Here is a 23597-nt window from a genome sequence, read left to right as displayed (position 1 = left end):
TCGACTATTGAGACTAGTCGGCCCGGTGCGGTCGCATGCCCCGGCGCGGTGGTTTGAGTGGCCTGGGACCCGCCTGCGGCGGGCCCGCGGCCCGCCGGTTAGAGGCGTCGCGCGAGGTAGTCGCAGACGACGTCGCCCGCTTCGGCGATCGACGCGCCGCAGCCTTCCGGGTCGCGGCGGAACGCGAGGCGGACCAGGGCCTGGCCGGTCTCGACGGCGACGGTGACGGTCTTGTTGAGCTCGTCGTCGCCGCCGATGCCGAAGCGCTGGGCGAGTCCGGCGAGGATCTGGTCGGCGATGACGTCGCCGCCGGTGGTGACGGCGTCGGCCCGGCCCGGGTCGATGGCGTCGGCCAGGTGGAGGACGCGGAAGCCGGGCGCGGTCCGGTACATCTGCACGTACTCGTCGATGGCGGCCTCGACCCCGCCGCGCCAGTCGGCGGGCGGCTCGGCGTCGAAGCGGGCGGCGAGGCGCTCGAAGTACAGGTCGATGTAGCGCTGGCTCAGGGCTTCGGCGAGCGAGCGCTTGTCCCCGAAGAACTGGTAGACCGAGCCGATGGCGACGTCGGCGCGCTGGGCGATGGCGGTGGTCGAGAGCCGGTCGTAGCCGACCTCTTCGATCAGGTCCGCGGCGGCGTCGAGCATGCGGCGCACGCGCGCGGCGGAACGCTCCTGGACGGGCAGGCGCCGCAGCGAGTGCGTCGCACCGAACTTCGACACCGGCGACATCGTGGGCTGCCTCGCGGCCGGCACGGTTGCAGTGCTCATGGTGTTGTCTCCCCCCTGTGATGACAAGTCACCCCATCATGGACGACTTGCCCGGATTTGAGGCTCATTCCGGGTCGTGTCGCGAGGGAAATTCCAACTTCACCCCTTCCGGGGCGACTGGGCGGTCCGGACCGTCATGTCGCGAAACGGCTTGACGAAATGCGGAGTTCATCACTCTCACGGTTGCGGCGGTTGTGCGTGAACACCCGGACACGGAAGGATTGCGAGGGTTTTGCGCGTTGCTTCAGGGGACGAGCAGCGCGGCCTCACGGCTCGCGTCGCCAAGACCGCCGATCGATGGCTCGCAGCTTCCCCCCGGAAGCGCGGGAGAGGACGACTCATATGCAGCAGCGGCGCACGCCGGCCTTCAGGGCACGATGCCGAAAGCTCCACGTCCGTCGCGTCGCGATGGTCTCCGTGCACACCTCTCCTCTGGCGCAGCCCGGCACGGGCGACGCGGGCGGCATGAACGTCTACGTCCTCAACACCGCCCGCGAACTCGCCCGCTCCGGCGTCGAAGTCGAGGTCTTCACCCGCGCCACCAGCTCCGAGGAGCCCCCCACGGTGGAGGCCGCGCCCGGCGTCCTCGTCCACCACCTCCCGGCCGGGCCCTTCGAGGGCCTGTCGAAGAACGACCTGCCGACGCAGCTGTGCGCGTTCACCGGCGGGCTCCTGCGCGCCGAGGCCCACAACCGGCCCGGCCACTACGACCTCATCCACGCCCACTACTGGCTGTCCGGGCAGGCCGCGTGGGTCGCCGCCGACAGGTGGGGCGTCCCGCTCGTCCAGACCTTCCACACCCTCGCCAAAGTGAAGAACGCGCAGCTCGCCGAGGGCGACTCCCCCGAGCCGATCGGCCGCGTCGTCGGCGAGGAGCAGATCACCACCGAAGCCGACCTCCTCATCGCCAACACCGCCGCCGAAGCCGGCGAGCTGCACCGCTACTACGGGGCCGACCAGCGCCGCGTCGAAGTCATCCACCCCGGCGTCGACCTCGGCGTGTTCCGCCCCGGCGACCGGTACGCGGCCCGGCAGGCCCTCGGGCTCCCCCACAACGCGCTCGTCGTCGCGTTCGTCGGCCGCATCCAGCCCGCCAAAGCCCCCGACGTACTCCTCCGCGGCCTCGCGCGCCTGCGCGAGACGGACCCCGAGCTCGCCGAGCGCATCGTGCCCGTGTTCGTCGGCGGGCCCTCCAACACCGACCTGTACTGGCTCCCGAAACTCGCCGGGGAACTCGGCCTCGGCGACAGGGTCCAATGGCGCACCCCGCGCTCCGGTGAAGCGCTCGCCCAGGTCTACCGGGCCGCCGACGCCGTCGCCGTCCCCTCCTACAACGAGTCGTTCGGGCTCGTCGCCCTCGAAGCGCAGGCCACCGGCACCCCCGTCATCGCCGCGAAGGTCGGCGGGCTCACCACCGCCGTCAGCGAAGGGACCTCCGGGCTCCTCGTCGACTCCCATTCGGCCGACGACTGGGCCGCCGCGCTCGGGCGCCTCATGGGCGACGGGGCCCTGCGCGAACGCCTCGCCGCGGGCGCCCGCACCCACGCCGCGCTGTTCTCCTGGCAGGCCACCGCCGAAGGCCTCGCGGGCGCCTACCGGCGCACGCTCCTCGCACGGTCCCAGGCCATTACGCTGAACCGGTGATCGAACAGCTCCACGCCGCGCTCGACGCGATCGGCGCCGACTACCGGGCCGACACCCCGCGCTCGGTCGTCGTCACCCTCCCCGGGCAGCGCAAGCTCACCATCGCCTGCGGGCTCGTCGTCGAAGACCACGCCCTCCGCGTCGAGGCCTTCGTCGCCCGCAAGCCCGAGGAGCACCACGAGCAGGTGTGGGCGGAGCTCTTGCGCCGCAACGGGAAGCTGTACGCGGTGGCGTTCGCGACCGACGAGGCGGAGGACATCCACCTCGTCGGCCGCCTCCCGTTCACCGCTATCGACGCCGACGAACTCGACCGCGTCCTCGGCCAAGTCCTCGAAGCCGCCGACGAGACCTTCAACGTCATCCTCGAACTCGGGTTCCGCTCCTCCATCGAGGAGGAGTGGCGCTGGCGGCTCGCGCGCGGCGAGTCAACGAAGAACCTCGCCGCGTTCGAGCACCTCAGGCCGCGGGACTAGAGGGTCCCGTCCGCCAGGACCTCCTGGGCCCGGGCCTCCATGTCGACGGCGCGCTCGTGGAACGAGTAGAACGCCTCCTCGTGGCCGCTCACGTACGCAATCAGGTACTCCCAGAAGACCTCGACCTGGACGTCCTGCAGGCCCGTCTCGGCATGGCACGACGCGTCGTCCCCGGCAGTCGCCAGGACCTCCTCCGCGAGCGCCGCCTCGGCCTCCTCGAGGTCCATCGTGCCGTCGATCTGCCAGGCGGCCTTGAGGTCCCCGGCCCGGTTGAACAGGTCCATGCGCACCTGGAGCGGGGTTTCGTAGTCGTGGCCGAGCGCGCCCATGCAGTCGGCCCAGGCCGCGCGAGCCTCGACGACCCGCTCGTCCGCGTCCCAGTCGGTGCCGCCGCGCGCGCCCGCGAGCCCGGCGTGGTTGAGGTAGTCCGGGTACGCCCCTTCGGAAAGCGCGTCCTCGGCCTCCCGCATGCAACCGCCTCCGGCGCGCTGGGACTCCCCGACGTCGGGCAGCATCACGGTCTCGGCCTCCATGCCCGGCGGCCCGTACAGCGCCGCGAAGTAGGCGTCCTGATCCGCTTGCGGCAGTTGCGTGAACGGGTCGGGCTCGGTGTACACGTCCTCGTCCCCGTTCCCGTAGACGAGGGTGATCACGGGGTCGTCGACCTTCGCGCCGTAGATCTCCTCGGGCGGCAGGGAGAGGTCCGGTTCGGAGTAGACCTCGTAGCCGAGCAGGTCGGCGATGCCGGTCGATTCCTCGGGCTCGGTCTGGCTGGGGTGCACCGTGAACCCCTGGTTCTCGACGCACAGCAGCGCGACCCGGTGCAGGGCCTGCTCGACCTGGTCGGCCGAGGCGAGGTTGTCGGCGAGCACGGCCTCGGCGGTCGCCCGGTCGATCGGCTCGGGCGGCTCCGCGCAGGCCGCGAGCAGCAGGAGCAGGGCCGGGACGCCGAGAGCGGCCCGGCCCTTCAACAGGTCAGACATACGAGGTCTCGGCATGGCAGCCGGTGGAGCAGCCCGAATGCCACGACTTGTAGGTGCCGGTGCGGTAGTACCGAACCGTCACCGGGCTGCCCACCGTCGCCTGGGTCGAGGACTGGCGCTTCCCGGTGCTGCCGGAACCGCTCGAGTTCGCGTAGTAGACGTTCACCCACGCGTAGTGCGAGCCGCACGTGGAGAAGCGCGAGATCCACCGCTGCGTCTGGCCGTAGTCGTCGCCGTTCGTCGTCGATATACCGGCCCACCAGTCGTCGCAGCTCATCGTGTAGTTCACGCCCGCGGCGTGCGCGGCCGACGGCACGCTCACGCCGCCGGCCGCCACGAGCACGGCCAGCGCGGCCGCCGCTCCGGCCCGGCGCAGCGCGGAGGATAGAGTGGACCCAGGTCCCCTGTTCATTCGGACTCCTTCCAAGGCAGGGTGATTCACGGCGCGCGGTCTCTCGGTTGGCGCCTGTGACCGCGCGCTGACAAGACGCTATCGGCCGCCTCGGCCGTCCACAAGGTCCAGAAGCCGATATGGCACACCGTCCCACAACGTGGACCATCCGGCATGAAGGGCCCCAAACCAACAGGGCGCGTCCTCGGTGTGAGAACGCGCCCTTTCCCTGTCCGGGTTCAGGAGTCGAGGAGGCGGCGCTTGGCCGCTTCGAACTCCTCTTCGGTGAGCATGCCGTCGCGGCGCAGGGCCGCGAGGCGTTCGAGCTCCTCGCTGAGGCTCGGCTGCTCGGCGGCCTCGGCCTTGTCGTCCTTCGGTTTGGAGGCTTTGTTCGCGGTGCGGAACCAGGGCAGGCCGACGCGGGCGGAGCGGGGGTCGTCGGGCGGGTAGACGGCCAGGACGGGCGCGCCGACCCACGCCCGCATCGTCTGCGGCACGTTCACCCGGTGCGGGTGGCCGGACTCGTCCCGGAACTCCAGGACCGCCGAGCCGGCGAGGCCGTCGGCGCGGTTCGGTTCGAAGCCGGTGAGGACGGCGGGCGAGCGGCGGCGCCCGGCCAGGAGCGCGATCGTGCCGGTGAGCTTCAGCTCGATCCACAGGCCCAGGAGCGCGAGCACGAGGCCGACCGCGGCGACGGCGCCCCAGACCTTGGTCTCGGTGGCGACCTCGGCGGCGGGCAGTCCGTCCGCGACGGCTTCGCGCCAGCCCCAGATCGCCGCGAGCGGGCCGAGGGCGACGGCCGCGCCGAAGCCGATGAGCCGCAGCAGGGCCGTGGCGGTGCCGAGAAACCCGGCGAGCGCGATGAAGCCGAAGACGAACAGCGCCATGCGGCCGTCGTTCGTCGAGCACTCGTTCGCGACGCAGGTCCATTCGACGGTGTGGGCGATCGCGTTGCCGCCGCTGATGAGGTACCAGGCGGCGCCTCCGAAGAGGAGCGTGAACACGAGCAGGACGGCGGTGCGGCGCTTGCCGCCCGGGCGGGGCTGGGAAGGCGAGGGGGTAGGCATGCCTCAAGTATGGCGACGGCGGCGTCCGCGCGCTGGCCACGCGTCGGCTCTGGCGGAGCGCTCCCTGCGGCGACCGATCGGAGGCGGCCCGCGGCGGCGCCGGCCCCTGCCGTTCCGTCCGCACCGCCGGGTCCCTCCCCTGTGCGTCCGCACATGGCGACGCCCGCCACACCTGTGCGCCGACCGGGCGGCAGGGCAGGGCGCGGCACGGCAGGATGGAGGGCATGACCGCAACTCTCGTGCTGCTTCGCCACGGCGAAAGCGAATGGAACGCCAAGAACCTGTTCACCGGCTGGGTCGACGTGAAGCTGTCGGCTTCGGGCGAGGACGAGGCCCGCCGCGGCGGGCGGCTGCTCGCCGAGGCCGACCTGCTCCCCGACGTCGTGCACACCTCGCTGCTGCGCCGCGCCATCAACACCTCCGAGCTGGCGCTGGCCGAGGCCGGGCGCTCGTGGATCCCCGTGAAGCGCTCCTGGCGTCTGAACGAGCGCCACTACGGTGCGCTGCAGGGCAAGGACAAGGCCGCGACGCTCGCCGAGTACGGCGAGGAGCAGTTCATGACGTGGCGCCGCTCGTACGACGTGCCGCCGCCCGCGATCGAGGCCGGTTCGGAGTTCGCGCAGGACGGCGACGCGCGCTACGCGGAGCTCGCGCCCGAGATCCTCCCGGCGACCGAGTGCCTTAAGGACGTCCTCGAGCGGATGCTCCCGTACTGGTACGACGGGATCGTGCCCGACCTCAAGGCCGGGAAGACCGTGCTGGTCGCGGCGCACGGCAACTCGCTGCGGGCGCTCGTGAAGCACCTGGACGGCATGACCGACGAGGCCGTCGTCAAGCTGAACATCCCCACGGGAATGCCGCTGCGCTACGAGCTGGACGACAACCTGAAGCCGGTCAAGGCCGGCGGGGAGTACCTGGACCCCGAGGCCGCGGCAGAGGCCGCCGCCGCGGTGGCCGCGCAGGGGAAGAAATAGCCCGAATGCGCACTCTGCGTTAACACGAGGTGACATGCGTTACGGCCCGGCGTTCGACGCCGGGCCGTTTCGCGCTTACGCTGAAACCGTGGCCCATAACGATTCGTCGCCGCCGCTCGCCTCCTTGCGCAGAAGCGCAGGTCGCGTCCTCACCGGTCTGGCCGCGGGAGCCGCTTTCGGCGCCGCCGCCTCCGCGCTCCTGCGCACCCGGCACCGCGGCACTCCCCGCCCCGAAGTCCGCCCCGCCCCCGTCGCCGACTCCCGCCCGTGGGAGGCCGCGACCGACCTGCTGCGCACCGGCGTGTGCCTGGTCGACGACCACAACCGCGTCCTCTACACGAACCGGGCCGCCCGCGACCTGGGCCTGGTGGACGACCACGAGATCGTCTCGCTGACGCTGCGGGCGCTCCTGGCGCAGGCCCGGCGCTCCGGGCGCTACCGGGACGCCGAGATCGAGGTGCCCAAGCAGGTCATGGGCGAGCCGAGCGCGGTGAGCGTGCGGATCACGCCGCTGCCCGACGGCGTCTCGGTGGCCGAGTTCCAGGACATCTCGGAGCTGCACCGCGTCGAGCGGGTGCGCCGCGACTTCGTCGCGAACATCAGCCACGAGCTGAAGACGCCGGTCGGCGCGATGCAGATCCTCGCCGAGGCGCTCAAGGACGCCGCGGAGGACCCGGACGCGTCGGCGCGGTTCGCGACCCGTATCCAATCCGAGTCGAAGCGCATGAACCACCTGGTCACAGACCTGTTGGAACTGTCGCGGCTGCAGGGCGCGGAAAAGCTGCCGGACCCCGAGCCCGTCGAGGTCGACCGGATCGTGGCCGAGGCGTTCGACCAGACGCGGATCTCGGCCGAGGAGAAGGGCATCGAGCTCACGTACTCAGGCGTCAAGGGCGCGGAGGTGCTCGGCTCGGAGCAGCAGCTCGTCACCGCCGTGAAGAACCTCGTGGGCAACGCCATCTCCTATTCACCTGACGACACGGCCGTTGAGGTGTCGACGTCGATCGCCTCCCCGACGGGGCACCTGGCGGGTGTCAAGATGGTGTGCATCGCCGTGCGCGACCAGGGGATCGGCATTCCCGCCGAGGAGCTGGACAGGATCTTCGAGCGGTTCTACCGGGTGGACGCGGCGAGGTCGCGCCAGACCGGCGGCACCGGCCTCGGCCTGGCGATCGTCAAGCATGTGGCGGTCAACCACGGGGGTAGGGTCGAAGTGTCCAGTATGCCCGAAGCCGGATCAGTGTTTACCTTGATGTTGCCTGCTCGTTCCCTTCCGTCCGACGCCACGGCACCGGAATCGGATGCAATCGGAAACACCCAGCAAGCCGGCCTGTAGAAAGGTTCACTCGTGACCCGCGTGCTCGTAGTTGAAGACGAGGAATCGTTCTCCGATGCCCTCTCCTACATGCTCCGCAAGGAGGGCTTCGAGGTGGCCGTGGCCGCCGACGGCGACGCCGCCATCAAGGAGTACGAGCGCGCCGGGGCCGACGTGGTCCTGCTGGACCTGATGCTGCCGGAGAAGTCGGGCACCGAGGTGTGCCGCGAGCTGCGGGCGAACTCGAACGTGCCCATCATCATGGTCACCGCCCGCGACTCCGAAGTGGACAAAGTGGTGGGCCTGGAGCTGGGCGCGGACGACTACATCACCAAGCCCTACTCCTCGCGCGAGCTCGTGGCCCGCATCCGGGCGGTGCTGCGCCGCTCGGCCGAGCCCGACGACCCGATCGTCACCGTCCTGGAGGCCGGGCCGGTCCGCATGGACGTCGACCGCCACACCGTCACCGTGAACAGCGCCGACGTGCAGCTGCCGCTCAAGGAGTTCGAGCTGCTGGAGATGCTGCTGCGCAACGCCGGGCGCGTGCTCACCCGCGGCCAGCTCATCGACCGCGTCTGGGGCGCGAACTACGTGGGCGACACCAAGACCCTCGACGTGCACGTCAAGCGCCTGCGCTCCAAGATCGAGCCCGAACCGGGCAAACCGCGCCACCTCGTCACCGTGCGCGGCCTCGGCTACAAGTTCGACCCGCACGCCTAGACACCTCCCGTTCACCTTCGCCCGGCACCCGGTGTTCACCTTGCTCCGAGCGTCGATGAGACCGCTTTCCAGACGGGTTAGGCTTCACTCGTGACTTACCTTGCCGCGGACGACCGCTACGAGACCATGCCTTACCGCCGCTGCGGCCGCAGCGGCCTGAAGCTCCCCGCGATCTCCCTCGGCCTGTGGCACAACTTCGGCCACACCCGGCCGGTCGAGACGCAGCGCGCGATCCTGCGCCGCGCCTTCGACCTCGGGGTCACCCACTTCGACCTCGCGAACAACTACGGGCCGCCCGCCGGGAGCGCCGAGGAGAACTTCGGGCGGATCTTCGCAGAGGACTTCAAGGCCTACCGCGACGAGATCGTCGTGTCGTCCAAGGCCGGGTACTACATGTGGCCCGGCCCCTACGGCGAATGGGGCTCCCGCAAGAACCTCATCGCCTCCGCCGACCAGTCGCTCAAGCGCCTCGGACTGGACTATGTGGACGTGTTCTACCACCACCGTCCCGACCCCGACACCCCGCTCGAGGAGACCATGGGCGCGCTCGACGCGATCGTGCGCTCCGGCAAGGCCCTCTACGTCGGCGTCTCCAACTACACGTCCGAGCAGGTCAAGGCCGCCGCCGCGATCCTGCGGGACCTCGGCACGCCGCTCCTGATCGACCAGCCGCGCTACTCGATGTTCGACCGCCGCATCGAGGACGACAACCTGCTCGACGCGCTCGAGGAGGTCGGTGCGGGCTGCATCGTCTTCAGCCCCCTCGAACAGGGCCTGCTCACCGACCGGTACCTCAAGGGCATCCCCGAGGACTCGCGCATGGCCACCAGCCACTTCCTCAACGAGGACCGCCTGGACCAGGCCACGCTCGACCGCGTCACCGGCCTCAACGCGATCGCCGCCGAACGCGGCCAGACTCTCGCCCAGACCGCGCTCGCGTGGGCCCTGCGCGACGCGCGCATGACCAGCGTCATCATCGGCGCGAGCAGCGTCAAGCAGCTCGAGGACAACGTCGCCTCGATCGGCGGCCTCGGCTTCAACGAGGAAGAGCTGACCGCGATCGACAAGCTCTCGATCGGCTAGGACTCAGGGCCGCCCCTCGCGGGGCGGCCTCCTCTGCTCCTTCGGTCGCGATACGCCGGTGTTCTCGGGAGCGGCCTTCCCTACTTGATCTCGATCTTCCGGTGGCCCTCGGACGCGGCCTTCGGGATCGTCAGGCACAGCACGCCGTCCTCCAGCGACGCCGAGCAGTTCGCGGCGTCGACCGTGTGCGGCATGCGCAGCCCGAACTCGAAGCGGCCCTCGCGCCGCGACGAGCGGCGGCCGGTGCCGTCACCGTGGTCCTCCCGGTGGAACTCCCCGGTCACCGTGAGCTCCTGGCCCTCGATGTCGACCGTGATGTCCTCGCGGGCGACGCCCGGCAGCTCGATGTCGACGTGGTACGCCTCGGCGTTCTCACTCACGTCCGACAGCGGCGTCCAGGACCCCTCGCCGGTCTCCATCGGCGCGAAGTACGGGCCCATCATCCGGTTCATGTACGCGGAGAAGTCGTCCATCAGGCCCATCGGGTCGGCGGCGGTCCTCCGTGCGGGCAGGTGTGTCATCACTGCCACCTCTCTCTTCACAGCGGGTTCCTTGCGTTCCGCGCGCAACACGGGATGCCCGGTCCGGACCCGGGCTAACCGCGACGCCCCGGCACGAGGCGATACCTGGGTATGAGACGCACCGGGGCGAAATCCACCCTGAGTCGGAAGTCCGGTCCGTCACGGGAAACTACGATTCGGGCATGACCGCCTCAGGCACGACCCTGCGCCCGCCCCAGCACCGGTTCGACCCCCGAGTCGTGCCCTGGTGGCGCGCCCAGGGCCACATCACCACGGCCGTGCTCGTCGTGCCGCTCGTCGTGCTCGGCATCCTCATCGCCCCGGCCCGCCCGTGGCTCCTCGGACCGGCGGCCGTGATCCTCGTGATCGGCGTGGCGTCCACACTGGCCATGCCGGCCTGGTGGCACCGCGTCCACCGCTGGGAGGTCACCGACACCGCCGTCTACACCCTCACCGGGTACTTCTGGCGCACCTGGCGCATCGCCCCGATGTCGCGCATCCAGACCGTCGACACCACCCAGGGCCCGCTGCAGCGCAAGTACGGACTGTCCACTCTGGTCGTCACCACCGCTTCCTCGGCAGGCGAGATCAAACTCGAAGGGCTGGAACAGGAGCAGGCCGCCGCGCTCGCCGCGCGCCTCACCGAGATCACCGACGCCACCCCCGGGGACGCGACATGACCGAGACGACCGAGACGCCCTGGCTGCGCCTGCACCGCGACGGCCTCAAGGTCACCGCCCTGTACACCGCCGGGGCCGTGGCCGCCGCCGGGACGCCCGCCGCGATCGCCATCGCCTCGGGGCTGTCCTGGCCGGTCACGCTCGCCTTCGTGATCCCGGGCGCGGCCCTCATCGTCGGCGGGGTCGTCGTCTTCGAGCTCGTGCGCCTGCGCACCACCCGCTACCGCGTCACCGAGACCCGCGTCGAGATGCACTCCGGCATCCTCTTCAAACGCCGCCGGTCCCTCGCCCGCGAGCGCATCCGCTCCGTCGACCTCGCCGCCAACCCGCTCGAACGCGCCTTCGGCCTCACCAAGGTCAAGGTCGGCACCGGCGAGACCGGCAGCGGCTCGGGCTCGGCCACCGAGCAGACCCTCACCCTCGACTCCGTCCACCGGACCGAGGCCGACCGGCTCCGCCTCGCCCTGCTCCGCCGCGAGGGCACCGCCGACCTCGACACCGAAGGGCGCCTTGCGACCTGGGAGCCCGGCTGGCTCAAGTACGCGCCGCTGTCGTTCCTCACCCCGATGCTCGCGGGCGTCGCCGTCGGCGCGGTCTTCCAGGTCGCCGACTGGTTCGGCAAGGGCGGCCTGCCCGTCGAGATCACCGCCGACCTCGTCGACGCGTACGGCCCGTGGGCCGTCCTCGGCGTCGGCCTCGCCGCGCTCCTGGTCTTCGGCGCGGCCGCCAGCCTCGTCTTCCAAGGCGAGGCCTGGTGGAACCACCGGCTCGACCGCGAACCCGGCGGCACCCTGCGCGTCCGCCGCGGCCTCATGGTCGCCCGCTCGCTCAGCCTCGAAGAGGAGCGCATCAGAGGCGTCGAGATCGTCGAACCGCTCGGCGTGCGCACCGCCGGGGCCGGACGCCTCGACGTGGTCGCCATCGGCCTCAAAACCAACGAGGAGGGCAGCGACCTCAGCACCCTCGTTCCCGCTGCGCCCCTTGCGAAGACGCTCGCCGCCGCCGAAGCCGTCATCGGCCCGGTCGGCGTCGCGCTCACCGGGCACCCCAGGGCCGCACTGCACCGGCGCCTGCGCTGGGCCGTCGCGACCGTGGTCGCCGCCGCCGGTGCGGCGACCGCTGCGCACCTCCTGTGGTCGATGCCCGCGCTCCTTAGCGCCGCCGTCCTCCTCGCCGCCGTCCTGACCTCGGCGTTCGCCGTGTGGACCGCGTTCGACTCGTACGCGTCCCTCGGCCACGCCGCCAGCGCGCGCCACCTGGTCTCGCGGCGCGGCAGCACCCGCCGGGCCACCGTGCACCTCGACCGCTCGGGCATCATCGGCTGGCGTATCCAGCAGTCGGTGTTCCAGAAGCGCATGGGGCTCATGACCTTGGACGCGACGACCGCCGCCGGACGCGGCCACTACGAGGTCGTCGACGCCGACGAGCACGAGATCCTCGACTTCGCCGACGCGGCCGTCCCGGACCTGCTGCGGCCGTTCCTCGTCAAGGGCTCAGCGGAATGACTGCAGCGCTTCGGTACTCGGGGGCTCGTCCGCGCGGATGAGCGCCTCGACGTCGGCCATGCGGTCCCACGTGTTCACGGCCATGCCCGCGAGCACTCGGCCTGCCTTCGTCCAGAACGCGACGAACTCGAGGGATTCGAGGCTGCCGGAGACCACGACCTCGTCGTAGTCGCCCTGTCCGGCCACGAACCCGAGGTACTCCATGCCGAGGTCGTACTGGTCGGTGAAGAAGTACGGCAGCTTGTCGTACGGGGTCTCGTCGCCGAGCATGGCCTTCGCGGCGTGCGGGCCGGAGTCGAGCGCGGTCTGCCAGTGCTCGACGCGAATCGGGCGTCCGTAGTGGACGGACGGGATGCTCGCGACGTCACCGGCGGCCCACACCGCGGGGGCGCTCGTGCGCAGCGTCCCGTCGACGGCGATGCCGCCGCCGAAGGCCTTGGGGCGCAGGTTGATCCCGGCTTCGACGGCCAGGCCGGTGTTGGGGGTCGCGCCGACGGCCAGGAGCACGACGTCGGCGGCGACGCGCCTGCCGTCCTCGGTCTCGACGCCGACCGCCTTCCCGTCCTCGCCGAGGATCTTCGCGGCCTGCGTGCGCCGCAGCAGCTCCACGCCGTGGTCGGTGTGCAGGCGGGCGAACACGAGGCCCATCTCGGGGCCGAGCACGGCTTCGAGCGGCTGCGCGCCGAGCCCGAACACGGTCACGTCCCGGCCGAGCTGCCTGGCGGAGGCGGCGACCTCCATGCCGATCCACCCGTCGCCGACGATCGCGACGCGCTCGGCGTCCTTGATCGCGGCGTGCAGGAGGTCCGACTGCTCCACGGTGCGCAGCAGGTGGACCCCCTGCAGGTCCGCGCCGGGGATCGGCAGCGGCCTCGGGCTCGACCCGGTCGCGATGAGGAGCTTCCCGTAGTCGACCGTGGAGCCGTCGGCCAGCGCGAGCCGCTTCGCCCCGGTGTCGAGCCCGGTCGCGGGCTCCCCGGTGCGCAGCTCCGCGTTCTGGGCGTACCAGTCCTCGTCGACGGTGAACACCTTCGACCGGTCGGCTTCGCCGCGCAGGTAGTCCTTCAAGAGCGGCGGCCGCTCGTACGGCCGGTGCGCCTCTCCCGTGACGACCACGAGATCGCCTTCGAACCCCTCGTCACGCAATGTCTGCGCGGCTTTCGAGGCGGCGAGCCCGCCTCCGACGATCACCCACGGCGCACTGCCCACGACAACCTCCCGCTGCTCGGCCCCATTGTCCCGTGTTCACGGGCTCCCTACCCGGATTCCCAGCGGGCCCGACTCTCACCCGCCGTTTCCGGTTCGGTTTCGCAAACGCGAAGACGACCAACCGCGACGAGCGCGACGAGCGCGACGAGCGCGACGAGCGCGAGCAAAGCTCGCGTCAATCGCGAATGTCGGACCCGTGTGGGAGAGTCATCCCATTTCTTCGGTTGGTCGGAGGTGGATGCGGGTGGGAAGGGGCACGCCCTATGTCCATCGGCCGCGAAAGCGGGCCACCGACCGAGATGCCCGCTCGGCCGCATCTATGAGCTGCGCACCCAGCCCGAGGGGCACCGGTCGGGGCACGGCGACACCGACCTGGTCATGTACTCGCTGCGGAAGTTCCTGCGGCTGGCGATCGCCGGGAACCCCACGATCCTGCTGCCGCTCTTCGCTCCCGAGGCTTCGGTCTACGCGGTCACCGGCCTCGGCGAGGAGCTGCGCGCGCTCGCGCCCGCGTTCCTGTCGCAGAACACGGCCTCGCGTTTCGTCGGCTACCTCGACGGGCAGACCGACCGGCTGCTCGGCCGGGGCCGCCAGGGCTCGGTCCCGAACCGGCCCGAGCTGGTCGAGAAGTACGGCTACGACGTCAAGTACGCCTCGCATGCGCTTCGGCTTGGCCTTCAGGGTCTGGAGATCGCCGAGCACGCCCGGCTGACGCTGCCGATGCCCGACGCCGACCGCGAGCGGGTGCTGCACGTCAAGTCCGGCGGGGTCGCGCGGTTGGAGGACGTGGTCGAGGAGATCGCCGCGGTCCGGGACCGCATCGTCGCGCTCCTCGAATCGGGAGGGACGGCGCTGCCCGCCGAGGCGGACGCCGACCGGATCTCGGCCTGGTCGGTCGACGCCCACCAGCGGCACTGGCGCGGCTAGAAGTCCCCGTAGGCGACTTGGAGGCAGGTGAGGCCGAGGTCTTCGCGCCACATCTGGACGACCTGGTCGCGGTCGTCGATGACGCAGAGGACCTCGCGGTGGGCGAGGTGGGCGTCGTAGAGCTCCCGCTTCACCGTGGAGTCGCGGCGGGAGTCGCCCGCTTTGCGCATGTACAGCTCGACCTCGGGCACGGCGATGTGGCGCTTCAGCCAGGTGAGGGTGTCGGTGCGGCACACCTCGTCGCGGCCGGAGAGGAACACGATCTTGTTCCCGGCCTGGGCGAGCGCCTCCACGACCGCGATGACGGGCTGGTTGGGGGCGTCCTCGCCGACCCGGTTGAACGCGTAGGGCTTGCGGGGGTTCTCGCCGAGGCGGAGGGCGACGGTCCCGTCGATGTCGACGATCACGACCTTGGGCATGGGGGTTCCTTCCAGGGGCTCACCGGAGGCCGAAAAGGTCGGCGACGCGGTGGACCGCTTCGCTTTCCGATACGGCCGCATCGACTGTAATCGTCTGCAGCCCGAGTTCGCGAGTCTCGATCCGCAGCCGGTCGGCGAACATCCGCTCCCGTTCGGCGAGGTTCCGTCCCGCCCGTTCGGGGTCGCTGGTCTGCTCGATGAAGCCGGGCCTTCGCGTCTCCTTCGCGCGCTTGTCGACCGCCCAGGCGCGGAACTCGGGGCTCGGCAGCAGCCACACGGCCCGGGTCGGGTCGGCCAGCAGCGGCGCGACCAGGTGCGGGAGGAGCCGGAACCCTTCGACGACGATGCCCCGGTCTTTCGGCATGGCGAGCAGGTCTTCGACGATGAGGTGGAACGCCTCACCCCGGAACCAGTGGAACGTCTCGAGCATGACCTCAGGGGAGCGGTCGAGCCAGCGCTCGTCCATGGTCATGGCGGCGAACCGGTGGAGGTGCGGCGCTTCGGCGGCGGTGGTGCGCTTCGCGTGGTCCGGCATCGACTCGTCGGTGCCGTAGAGGCGCAGGCCGTACCGGTCGGCGAGCGCGGCGGCCACGGTCGACTTCCCCGCGCCGCTCCCCCCGCCGATCCAGTACACGTGCCGCAGGCGTTCGGTCTCGTTGCGCTCCACGGGAATGAAGGTAGCGGGCTAGGTCCAGCCGCGGCGGATCGGGCGGGTCGCCTGGGTCGGCTCCTTGTCGCGGGTGCGGTAGACGACGTAGGGGCGGAAGAGGTACCAGACGGGTGCGCTGAAGGCGTGGACGAGGCGGGTGAAGGGGAAGAGCGCGAACAGGGTCAGGCCGATGAGGGCGTGGAGCTTGAAGTCGGCGGACGCGGCGGTCATGGCGGCGACGTCCGGTTGGAGGACGAAGATGCTGCGGAACCACGGCGAGACGGTCTCGCGGTAGTCGACCTCGGTGGCGCCGTTGAGGCCCGCGACCGCGGAGAGCAGTGTCGTGGTGAGCCCGGCGAGGATCGCGGCGACGAGGACGAGGTACATGACCTTGTCGTTGACCGTGGTGGCGCTGAAGACCGGGCCGTTGGTGCGGCGGCGCCAGATGAGGAGGGCGATGCCGCCGAGGGTGGTCACGCCCGCGACGGCGCCCAGGGAGAGGGCCGTGGCGTGGTACATGTCGTCGGTGACGCCGACTGCGTCGGTCCAGGCCTCCGGGATCAGCAGGCCCACGACGTGGCCGATGACCACCACGAGGAGTCCGAAGTGGAACACCGGGCTGGCGATCCGCAGGATCCGCGACTCGTAGAGCTGGGAGGAGCGGGTCGTCCAGCCGAAGCGGTCGTACCGGTAGCGCCAGACGGTGCCGCCGACGAGGACCGCGAGCACGACGTACGGCAGCGCGCCCCACAGCAGGTAGTCGACGGTGGTCGGGTCGCTCATCGCTTGGCTCCCATCGCCATCGGCATACCGAGTGCCACCTTGCCGCCGAACGGGTCGAGCCCTACGTCCTCGACCGGGGGTCCTGCGGCGGCCATTCGCGCGGCCTCGCGGCGGGCTTCGTCGGAGGGCGGGAGGGTTGCGGCCACGGCGTCCAGGACAGCGGCGTAGGCGCTGCCGCAGTCGTGGAGGGCGGCGCGCAGCAGCTCGACGGCGGGCTGGAAGGCCGCGAGCAGCCGCATGCCTTGGACGGCATCGCCTCTGGCCGCGAATTCGAGGACCACCGCCAGGTGGTCGGGGAGTTCGCCGGGGTCGAGCCGCCATCCGCAGGCCGCATAGATCTCCTTGATCCGGGCCAGCGCGTGGCCGCGTCGTCGTGTGTCGCCGTCGGTGTAGTAGGTGAGATGGAGCGCCCTGCGGCGCTTGAGGTCGAAGGTCCGGACGTATTCGGCGCCGAGGTCGAGCTCGCCGGTCTCCCTGGCGTGCTTGCAGAACGCGTCGAGCGGCGTCGGCTCCTGCTCCGCCAGCGCGCTCTCGATGAGCGGCAGACGTTCGTAGAACGCCTGGTCCGGGTAGCACAGGAGCATCGCGGCGGCTTGGCGTACGACGGCCTCGTTCACTTCGCCTCCTCGTTCTGGTCCTGGTTCTGGCGGTCGGGACTGCTCTTCTGGTCCCGTTCCGGACTGCTCTTCCGGTCCCGTCCCGGACTGCTCCTCTGGTCCCGTCCCGGGAACAGCCCCGGCGGCCTGCCGTTGCCGTCCCAGTTGAGGAGGTTGAAGCGGCGGGCGGCGCCGGCGGAGTCGTCGCTGGTCTGGCGGTCGCGCAAGGCGTGGAACGTCTCGACGCTGGCGGGCTGCGGGATCCCGGAGGCCTCGCCGAAGGGCCCGCCCATGCCGGGGCCGCCCTCGAAGTCGAGGGAGCAGCCGATCTCCTCGATGACGCCCCGGTCCGCCTCGTCCACGCCGTAGGCGGTGGGGATGGCGTACCGGTCGTCGTACTTCGCGATGGCGAGCAGCCGGTACATCTCCTCGATGTCCTTGCCGCTCAGGTCGACCGCTTCGGCGATCGTCTCGTCGGGCTGCTCGCCGAGGTTGAGGCGGCGCATGTACGCGCGCATCGCCGCGAGCTTGTGCAGCACCGATTTCACCGGTGCCACGTCGCCAGCGGTGAACAGCTCGGCGAGGTACTCGACCGGGATGCGGAGCGTGTCGACGGCCGCGAAGAGGTTCCCGGCGTCCTCGCCGTCGTGTCCGGTCTCGCTCAGGGCATCGACCACGGGCGAGAGCGGCGGGATGTACCAGACCATCGGCATCGTCCGGTACTCCGGATGCAGCGGCAGGGCGACGCGGAACCGCTTGGCGAGCGCGTAGACCGGCGAGCGGCGGGCCGAGTCGATCCAGCGCTGCGGGATGCCGTCGCGCAGGGCGGCGGCCTGGACCTCGGGGTCGTCGGGGTCGAGGAACACGTCGAGCTGGGCCGGGTAGAGCGCCTGCTCGTCCTTGACGGCGGCGGCGCGGCCGACGCGTTCGACGTCGTAGAGGACGACGCCGAGGTAGCGCAGGCGTCCCACGCAGGTCTCGGAGCAGACCGTGGGCATCCCGACCTCGACGCGCGGGTAGCAGAGCGTGCACTTCTCGGCCTTGCCGGTCTTGTGGTTGAAGTACACCTTCTTGTAGGGGCAGCCGGTCACGCACATGCGCCAGCCCCGGCACTTGTCCTGGTCGACGAGGACGATGCCGTCCTCGGCGCGCTTGTACATCGCGCCGGACGGGCACGACGCGACGCAGCTGGGGTTGAGGCAGTGCTCGCAGATGCGCGGCAGGTAGAACATGAAGCTCTGCTCGTACTCGAACTTCACCTTGTCGCCGATCTTCTGCACGATCGGGTCCTGCGAACCGAGCTCCTCGCCGCCCGCGAGGTCGTCGTCCCAGTTCGCCGACCACTTGATCTGCATCGGGTCGCCGGTGAGGAGCGAGCGCGGCCGCGCGCCGGGGATGTCGTCGCCGAGCGGCGCGGTGACGAGGTGCTCGTAGTCGTACGTCCAGGGCTCGTAGTAGTCCTGGATCGACGGCATCTTCGGGTTGGCGAAGATCGTCGCGAGCTTCTTGAGCCGCCCGCCCGCACGCGGCTTCAACCTGCCTGCGGCCGTGCGCTTCCAGCCGCCCTGCCAGCGCTCCTGGTCCTCGTGGCGGCGCGGGTAGCCCTGGCCGGGGCGGGTCTCGACGTTGTTGAACCAGACGTACTCGACGCCGCCGCGGTTGGTCCAGGCCTGCTTGCACGTGACGGAGCAGGTGTGGCAGCCGATGCACTTGTCGAGGTTCATGACCATGGCGACCTGCGCCATGACCTTGCCGATGCGCTGTGCCATCAGTACTGGACCTCCGTGGTGCGCTTGCGGACGACGGTGACCTCGTCGCGCTGGTTGCCGGTGGGGCCGATGTAGTTGAACGCGTAGGAGAACTGCGCGTACCCGCCGATGAGGTGGGTGGGTTTGACGAGCAGGCGGGTGAGCGAGTTGTGGATGCCGCCGCGCTTGCCCGTGGTCTCGGTCTTCGGGACGTCGACCACGCGCTCCTGCGCGTGGTACATGTACACCGTCCCCTGCGGCATCCGGTGCGAGACGACGAGGCGGGCGGCGACGACGCCGTTGCGGTTGACCGCCTCGACCCAGTCGTTGTCCTGGGCCCCTATGGCTTCGGCGTCCTGCGGGCTCATCCAGATGTTGGGGCCGCCGCGCGAGAGCGTGAGCATGAGCAGGTTGTCCTGGTACTCGGAGTGGATGGACCACTTGGAGTGCGGGGTGAGGTACCGGACGGCGACGGCGCGCTCGCCGTGCGGCCCGACCTCGGGCTCGCCGAAGAGCCGGTGCATGTTCAGCGGCGGCCGGTACACGGGCAGGGCCTCGCCGAACTCGTGCATCCAGTCGTGGTCGAGGTAGCAGTGCTGGCGGCCGGTGAGGGTGTGCCAGGGCTTGTCGTGCTCGAGGTTGATGGTGAACGGCGAGTAGCGGCGGTCGTGCGCCTCCTTGCCGGACCATTCGGGGCTCGCGCCCACGGGCGTGGGCCCGTGCTGGGTGTCGGCGAAGACGACGCGGCGTTCGGCCGAGCCGTGGATGAGCTCGTCGAAGTCGGTGCCGACGCGGGCGGCGAGCCGCTCGAAGCCTTGGGCGGCAAGGCGTCCGTTGCTGGTGCCGGAGAGGGCCAGGATGGCCTCGCAGACCTTGACGTCGGTGTCCAGGCGCGGCTGGCCGGCGGCGGGGCCGACGGCGACGGTCATGTTGCGGGCGGCCAGCCAGTCCACTTCCTTGTCGGGCGTGAAGGAGACGCCCTTGACGGGCAGGCCGAGCTTCTTGACGAGCGGCCCGAGCGCGGCCATCTTCTCGGCGACGGCCGGGTAGTCGCGTTCGACGCTGATGATCGCGGGCATCGTCTTGCCCGGGACGGGCCGGACACCGGCGGCCTTCCAGTCCGGTGCGGTGCCGCCGGGCTGGGCGAGTTCGCCGGGCGTGTCGTGCTGGTGCGGGGCGGCGACCAGGTCCTGGGCGACGCCGAGGTGGGTCGCGGCGAGCTCGGAGAAACGGCGCGCGAGCGCGTGGAAGGACTCGAAGTCGGTGCGGGCCTGCCAGGGCGGGTCGATCGCGGGCGAGAAGGCGTGCACGAACGGGTGCATGTCCGTTGTGGACAGATCGTGCTTCTCGTACCAGGTGGCGGCCGGGAGCACGATGTCCGACAGGAGCGTCGTACTCGTCATGCGGAAGTCCATGGAGAGCAGCAGGTCGAGCTTCCCTTGGGGCGCTTGGCCGTGCCAGACGACGTCGTCGGGACGGTCGGCCGGGCCCGCCTCCTCGCCCTGCACGGAGTTCTGGGTGCCGAGCAGGTGCTTGAGGAAGTACTCGTCGCCTTTCGCGCTGGAGCCGAACAGGTTCGCGCGCCACACCGTGAGCACGCGCGGCCAGTTCTCGGGCGCGTCCGGGTCCTCGCACGCGAAGCGCAGGTCGCCGGAGGCGAGTTCGCGGGCGATGTAGTCGGCGGGCGCGAGCCCGGCCTCGCGGGCCTCCTCGGCCAGGAGCAGCGGGCTGCGGTTGAACGTCGGGTACGACGGCATCCAGCCCATGCGGGCCGAGGCCGCGACGAGGTCGGCCGTGTGGGTAGATCCCAGGCGACCGGGGCCTGTAGCCGAAGTGAGGGCGTCCGACTTGTAGGTGTCGTACCGCCACTGGTCGGTGTGCAGGTACCAGTACGGGGTCGCGGCCATGAACCGCGCGGGCCGCGTCCAGTCCATCGCCGACGCGTATGCGGCCCAACCGGTCAGGGTCCGGCACTTCTCCTGCCCGACGTAGTGGGCCCAGCCGCCGCCGTTCTTCCCCTGGCAGCCGGTGAGCAGCAGGAGCGTCAGGAACGCCCGGTACATGGTGTCGCCGTGGAACCACTGGTTCGTGCCCGCGCCGAGCACGATCATCGCGCGTCCGCCCGAATCTCTTGCGGTGGCGGCGAACTCGCGGGCGATGCGGATCGTGCGGTCGGCCCGCACATTGGTGATCGACTCCGACCAGGCGGGCGTGCACGGCTGCGACGCGTCGTCGTACCCGGAGGGCCACAGCCCGGGCAGGCCCGGACGCGCGACGCCGTACTGGGCCAGCAGCAGGTCGAAGACGGTGGTGACCAGGCGATCGGCGACCCGCCGGACCGGGACGCCCCGCAATGTGGTGTCGCCGTTGCCGTCGAAGCGCGGCAACGCGACCGCCGCCGTCTCGCCTTCTACGTCGTAGCAGGTCAGCAGTGGCTCGGCGCCCTCCAGGTCGAGGTTCCACCTGCCCGGCCGCTCCTCGTCCCAGCGGTGCCCGAGGGTGCCGTGCGGCGCGCGCGGCGCGTCGAAGCGCTCGTCGATGAAGACCGGCTTCCACTCCGCGTACGGCTCCTCCCCCGGCAGGGCGTCGCGGCGCAGGAACTTGCCCGGGACGAGGCGGCCGTCCCGCTCGACCAGCTCGACCAGGAACGGCAGGTCGGTGTACTTGCGCGCATACTCCTCGAAGGCCTCCGTGCGCTGGTCGACGAAGTGCTCCTTGAGGATCACGTGGCCCATCGCCATCGCCAGCGCGCCGTCGGTCCCCGGGTGCGGGGCCAGCCACTCGTCCGCGAACTTCGCGGCGTCGTTGTAGTCGGGGGCGACCGTGACGACCTTCTGGCCCCGGTACCGGGCCTCGGTCATCCAGTGCGCGTCCGGGGTCCGCGTCACGGGCACGTTCGAGCCCCACAGCACCAGGTACGCCGCGTCCCACCAGTCCCCCGACTCGGGCACGTCCGTCTGGTCACCGAAGACCTGCGGGGACGCCACCGGAAGGTCGGCGTACCAGTCGTAGAACGACAGCATCGAACCGCCGAGCAGGTTCACGAAGCGCGCGCCCACGCCATGCGAGACCTGCGACATCGCCGGGATCGGACTGAACCCGGCGACCCGGTCGGGGCCGTACGCGCCGATCGTGTGGACGTGCGCGGCGGCCGCGATCTCGACCGCCTCGTCCCAGGTGATGCGCACGAGCCCGCCCTTGCCGCGCGCCGACTGGTAGCGGCGGCGCTTCTCGGGGTCCGTGGTGATCTCCGCCCAAGCCGCGACCGGATCCCCAAGGCGCGCTTTGGCCTCGCGGAACATCTCGACCAGGACGCCGCGCCCGTACGGGTACCGCACCCGCGTCGGCGAATAGGTGTACCAGGAGAACGCCGCACCCCTCGGGCAGCCGCGCGGCTCGTACTCGGGCCGGTCGGGGCCGACCGACGGGTAGTCGGTCGCCTGGGTCTCCCAGGTGATGATGCCGTCCTTGACGTACACGTTCCACGAGCACGAACCCGTGCAGTTGACGCCGTGCGTCGAGCGCACGACCTTGTCGTGGCTCCAGCGGTCGCGGTAGAACACGTCCCCTTCGCGGCCGCCCTCCTTGAACACCACTCGCATGTCCTCAGTGGACTCAGAACGGGTGAGGTGGACGCCGGTGCGCAGGAGCAGGTTCCCGGCCGCGCGTTCAGGAGTCGCCGCTCGGTGCTGTGCCATCGCTGCTCACTCCTCGGGTCGGGGGCGGTCGGGCCCAGATTAGGCGCTTTCACGCCTCCGAAGAGGACGAATCGGCATACTGTCCACGGGCCCCGAACGCGGCCCGCCACGGGGAGGGGAACGCGATGACCAGTGCCGCAACCGCCGCGACTTCGGCCACGGTGCAGCGCGGGGCCGGGGCCAACCTGGCGCTCGCGACCGCCGCGTTCGCGCTCACCTTCTGGGCGTGGAACCTCATCGGCCCGCTCTCCAAGACCTACGGGGACAAGCTCGACCTCGACCCGACCCAGGTGTCGGTCCTCGTCGCGTTCCCCGTGCTCGTCGGCGCGGTCGGGCGCATCCCGGCCGGGATCCTCACCGACAAGCTCGGCGGCCGGGTCATGCTCACCGCCTCCTGCTTCGTCGCGATCGTCCCGGTCCTCCTCGTGGGTCTCTCGGGCAACTCGTATGCGGCCCTGCTGGTCTCGGGGTTCCTGCTCGGCATCGCGGGCACCTCGTTCGCCGTCGGCATCCCGTTCGTCAACGCCTGGTACCCGCCCGCGAAGCGCGGCTTCGCGACCGGGATCTTCGGCGCGGGCATGGGCGGCACCGCGCTCTCGGCGTTCTTCACGCCCCGGCTGGTCGAAGGCATCGGGCTCCTGCCCACGCACCTGGTCATGTGCGGCGCGCTCGCCGTCATGGGCGTGATCACGTGGACGTTCGCGCGCAACGCGCCCGAGTGGCGGCCCGCCACCGACCCGGCGCTGCCGCGTCTCAAAACCGTCATGAAGCTCAAGGTCACCTGGCAGATGTCGCTGCTGTACGCGATCGCGTTCGGCGGCTTCGTCGCGTTCTCGACCTACCTGCCGACGATGCTGGTCGCCGAATACGGCCTCTCCCAGACCGACGCGGGCCTGCGCACGGCCGGGTTCAGCCTCGCCGCCGTCGTCGCCCGCCCGGCGGGCGGCATCCTCTCGGACAGGGTCGGGCCGCTCAAGGTCTGCCTCACCTCCTTCTTCGGGGCCGCGATCATGGCCGTGGTCCTCGCCTTCGAACCGCCCCTCGAGATCCCGGCCGGGACCGCCTTCGTCCTCATGGCCCTGTTCCTCGGCCTGGGCACCGGCGGCGTGTTCGCGCTCGTCGCCGAACTCGTCGACCCCGCCCGCGTCGGCGGCGTCACCGGGATCGTCGGCGCGGCGGGCGGCCTCGGCGGATACTTCCCGCCGCTCATCATGGGCGCGAACTACCAGGCCAACGGGGACTACACGATCGGCCTGCTGCTGCTGGCGGTCACTGCACTCCTGGTCGGGCTGTTCACGCTCAAGGCGTTCCGGAACGTCCCGAAGCCGGGCTGAGCCGGTCTTCGCGAAGGAACCCGGAACGCCCTGAAGCCGACCCGATTACTCCTCGCGAATGAAGCGGCCGGGCCGGTATCCCTCTCAAGGCGGAGGAACCGGCCCGCTCCG

At 70.9% G+C, this 23597-nt stretch carries 22 protein-coding genes; 10 read left to right on the top strand and 12 right to left on the bottom strand.

Features of this window, described 5'->3' with window-relative positions:
- Positions 1-98 precede the first annotated feature (98 nt).
- Positions 99-767, bottom strand: a complete 669-nt coding sequence (locus ACGGCP_RS25835) for a TetR/AcrR family transcriptional regulator (protein ID WP_392971261.1) — start codon at positions 765-767, stop codon at positions 99-101.
- A 342-nt stretch (positions 768-1109) separates the two neighbouring features.
- Between ACGGCP_RS25835 and mshA the strand changes: the two genes are divergently transcribed.
- The gene (mshA, locus tag ACGGCP_RS25830) at positions 1110-2411 is read left to right on the top strand and encodes a D-inositol-3-phosphate glycosyltransferase (RefSeq protein ID WP_392971258.1); all 1302 of its coding nucleotides are present in this window, start codon (positions 1110-1112) and stop codon (positions 2409-2411) included.
- On the top strand, positions 2408-2884 hold the full coding sequence (locus tag ACGGCP_RS25825; RefSeq protein WP_392971255.1) for a YbjN domain-containing protein: 477 nt from the start codon (positions 2408-2410) through the stop codon (positions 2882-2884). The genes mshA and ACGGCP_RS25825 overlap by 4 nt, the downstream gene beginning before the upstream one ends.
- On the opposite strand, the gene ACGGCP_RS25820 is transcribed toward ACGGCP_RS25825, so the two are convergent.
- The 3 genes from ACGGCP_RS25820 to ACGGCP_RS25810 form a co-directional block, all read right to left on the bottom strand.
- Positions 2881-3867, bottom strand: a complete 987-nt coding sequence (locus ACGGCP_RS25820; RefSeq protein ID WP_392971252.1) for a hypothetical protein — start codon at positions 3865-3867, stop codon at positions 2881-2883. The genes ACGGCP_RS25825 and ACGGCP_RS25820 overlap by 4 nt on opposite strands.
- Positions 3860-4279, bottom strand: a complete 420-nt coding sequence (locus ACGGCP_RS25815; RefSeq protein WP_392971249.1) for a hypothetical protein — start codon at positions 4277-4279, stop codon at positions 3860-3862. Before ACGGCP_RS25815 ends, ACGGCP_RS25820 begins: the two co-directional genes overlap by 8 nt.
- Positions 4280-4497: 218 nt before the next feature.
- On the bottom strand, positions 4498-5325 hold the full coding sequence (locus ACGGCP_RS25810) for an SHOCT domain-containing protein (protein WP_392971246.1): 828 nt from the start codon (positions 5323-5325) through the stop codon (positions 4498-4500).
- Between the two features lie 224 nt (positions 5326-5549).
- On the opposite strand from ACGGCP_RS25810, the gene ACGGCP_RS25805 reads away from it, so the two are divergent.
- The 4 genes from ACGGCP_RS25805 (at position 5550) to mgrA (ending at position 9417) form a co-directional block, all read left to right on the top strand.
- The gene (locus ACGGCP_RS25805; protein WP_392971243.1) at positions 5550-6299 is read left to right on the top strand and encodes a phosphoglyceromutase; all 750 of its coding nucleotides are present in this window, start codon (positions 5550-5552) and stop codon (positions 6297-6299) included.
- Positions 6300-6387: 88 nt separating this feature from the next.
- Positions 6388-7635, top strand: a complete 1248-nt coding sequence (locus ACGGCP_RS25800; RefSeq protein WP_392971240.1) for a sensor histidine kinase — start codon at positions 6388-6390, stop codon at positions 7633-7635.
- Positions 7636-7647: 12 nt separating this feature from the next.
- The gene (locus tag ACGGCP_RS25795; RefSeq protein WP_205325813.1) at positions 7648-8334 is read left to right on the top strand and encodes a response regulator transcription factor; all 687 of its coding nucleotides are present in this window, start codon (positions 7648-7650) and stop codon (positions 8332-8334) included.
- 90 nt (positions 8335-8424) lie between these two features.
- Positions 8425-9417 (top strand): L-glyceraldehyde 3-phosphate reductase, encoded by a 993-nt coding sequence (gene mgrA, locus ACGGCP_RS25790; protein ID WP_392971236.1) that lies wholly within the window; start codon positions 8425-8427, stop codon positions 9415-9417.
- Positions 9418-9497: 80 nt separating this feature from the next.
- On the opposite strand, the gene ACGGCP_RS25785 is transcribed toward mgrA, so the two are convergent.
- Entirely contained in the window at positions 9498-9938 is a 441-nt protein-coding gene (locus tag ACGGCP_RS25785; RefSeq protein ID WP_392971233.1) for an Hsp20/alpha crystallin family protein, read from the bottom strand.
- 182 nt (positions 9939-10120) lie between these two features.
- On the opposite strand from ACGGCP_RS25785, the gene ACGGCP_RS25780 reads away from it, so the two are divergent.
- Entirely contained in the window at positions 10121-10618 is a 498-nt protein-coding gene (locus ACGGCP_RS25780; RefSeq protein ID WP_392971230.1) for a PH domain-containing protein, read from the top strand.
- Positions 10615-12123, top strand: a complete 1509-nt coding sequence (locus ACGGCP_RS25775) for a PH domain-containing protein (RefSeq protein ID WP_392971227.1) — start codon at positions 10615-10617, stop codon at positions 12121-12123. Before ACGGCP_RS25780 ends, ACGGCP_RS25775 begins: the two co-directional genes overlap by 4 nt.
- Here ACGGCP_RS25775 and ACGGCP_RS25770 read toward each other — a convergent pair.
- A complete protein-coding gene (locus ACGGCP_RS25770; protein ID WP_392971224.1) occupies positions 12112-13332 on the bottom strand; it encodes an NAD(P)/FAD-dependent oxidoreductase in 1221 nt (406 codons plus the stop codon). The genes ACGGCP_RS25775 and ACGGCP_RS25770 overlap by 12 nt on opposite strands.
- On the opposite strand from ACGGCP_RS25770, the gene ACGGCP_RS25765 reads away from it, so the two are divergent.
- Positions 13216-14259: a DNA polymerase beta superfamily protein gene (locus tag ACGGCP_RS25765; RefSeq protein ID WP_392971221.1), complete on the top strand. Its 1044-nt coding sequence runs from the start codon at positions 13216-13218 to the stop codon at positions 14257-14259. The two genes, ACGGCP_RS25770 and ACGGCP_RS25765, sit on opposite strands and share 117 nt — an antisense overlap.
- Here the strand turns inward: ACGGCP_RS25765 and ACGGCP_RS25760 are convergent.
- From ACGGCP_RS25760 to ACGGCP_RS25735, 6 genes are read right to left on the bottom strand one after another with little or no spacing between them, the layout of a single operon-like run.
- Positions 14256-14678 carry a polynucleotide kinase gene (locus ACGGCP_RS25760; protein ID WP_392971218.1) on the bottom strand — a complete coding sequence of 141 codons (423 nt, stop codon included), beginning with the start codon at positions 14676-14678 and terminating at the stop codon, positions 14256-14258. The two genes, ACGGCP_RS25765 and ACGGCP_RS25760, sit on opposite strands and share 4 nt — an antisense overlap.
- A gap of 19 nt (positions 14679-14697) precedes the next feature.
- Positions 14698-15345: a hypothetical protein gene (locus ACGGCP_RS25755; RefSeq protein WP_392971215.1), complete on the bottom strand. Its 648-nt coding sequence runs from the start codon at positions 15343-15345 to the stop codon at positions 14698-14700.
- A gap of 18 nt (positions 15346-15363) precedes the next feature.
- Positions 15364-16110, bottom strand: coding sequence for a respiratory nitrate reductase subunit gamma (gene narI / locus ACGGCP_RS25750; protein ID WP_392971212.1), 747 nt, complete (start codon positions 16108-16110; stop codon positions 15364-15366).
- Positions 16107-16727, bottom strand: coding sequence for a nitrate reductase molybdenum cofactor assembly chaperone (narJ, locus tag ACGGCP_RS25745; RefSeq protein ID WP_392971209.1), 621 nt, complete (start codon positions 16725-16727; stop codon positions 16107-16109). The genes narI and narJ overlap by 4 nt, the downstream gene beginning before the upstream one ends.
- A complete protein-coding gene (gene narH, locus ACGGCP_RS25740; protein WP_392971206.1) occupies positions 16724-18475 on the bottom strand; it encodes a nitrate reductase subunit beta in 1752 nt (583 codons plus the stop codon). The genes narJ and narH overlap by 4 nt, the downstream gene beginning before the upstream one ends.
- On the bottom strand, positions 18475-22152 hold the full coding sequence (locus ACGGCP_RS25735) for a nitrate reductase subunit alpha (protein ID WP_392971203.1): 3678 nt from the start codon (positions 22150-22152) through the stop codon (positions 18475-18477). Before ACGGCP_RS25735 ends, narH begins: the two co-directional genes overlap by 1 nt.
- A gap of 125 nt (positions 22153-22277) precedes the next feature.
- On the opposite strand from ACGGCP_RS25735, the gene ACGGCP_RS25730 reads away from it, so the two are divergent.
- Positions 22278-23486, top strand: coding sequence for a nitrate/nitrite transporter (locus tag ACGGCP_RS25730; protein ID WP_392971200.1), 1209 nt, complete (start codon positions 22278-22280; stop codon positions 23484-23486).
- The last annotated feature ends 111 nt before the right edge of the window (positions 23487-23597 follow it).

Origin of the sequence: Glycomyces sp. NPDC048151 (assembly GCF_043202775.1) — a bacterium.
Lineage (GTDB): Bacteria > Actinomycetota > Actinomycetes > Mycobacteriales > Micromonosporaceae > Glycomyces.
This window is presented reverse-complemented; position numbering and strand designations above follow the sequence as displayed.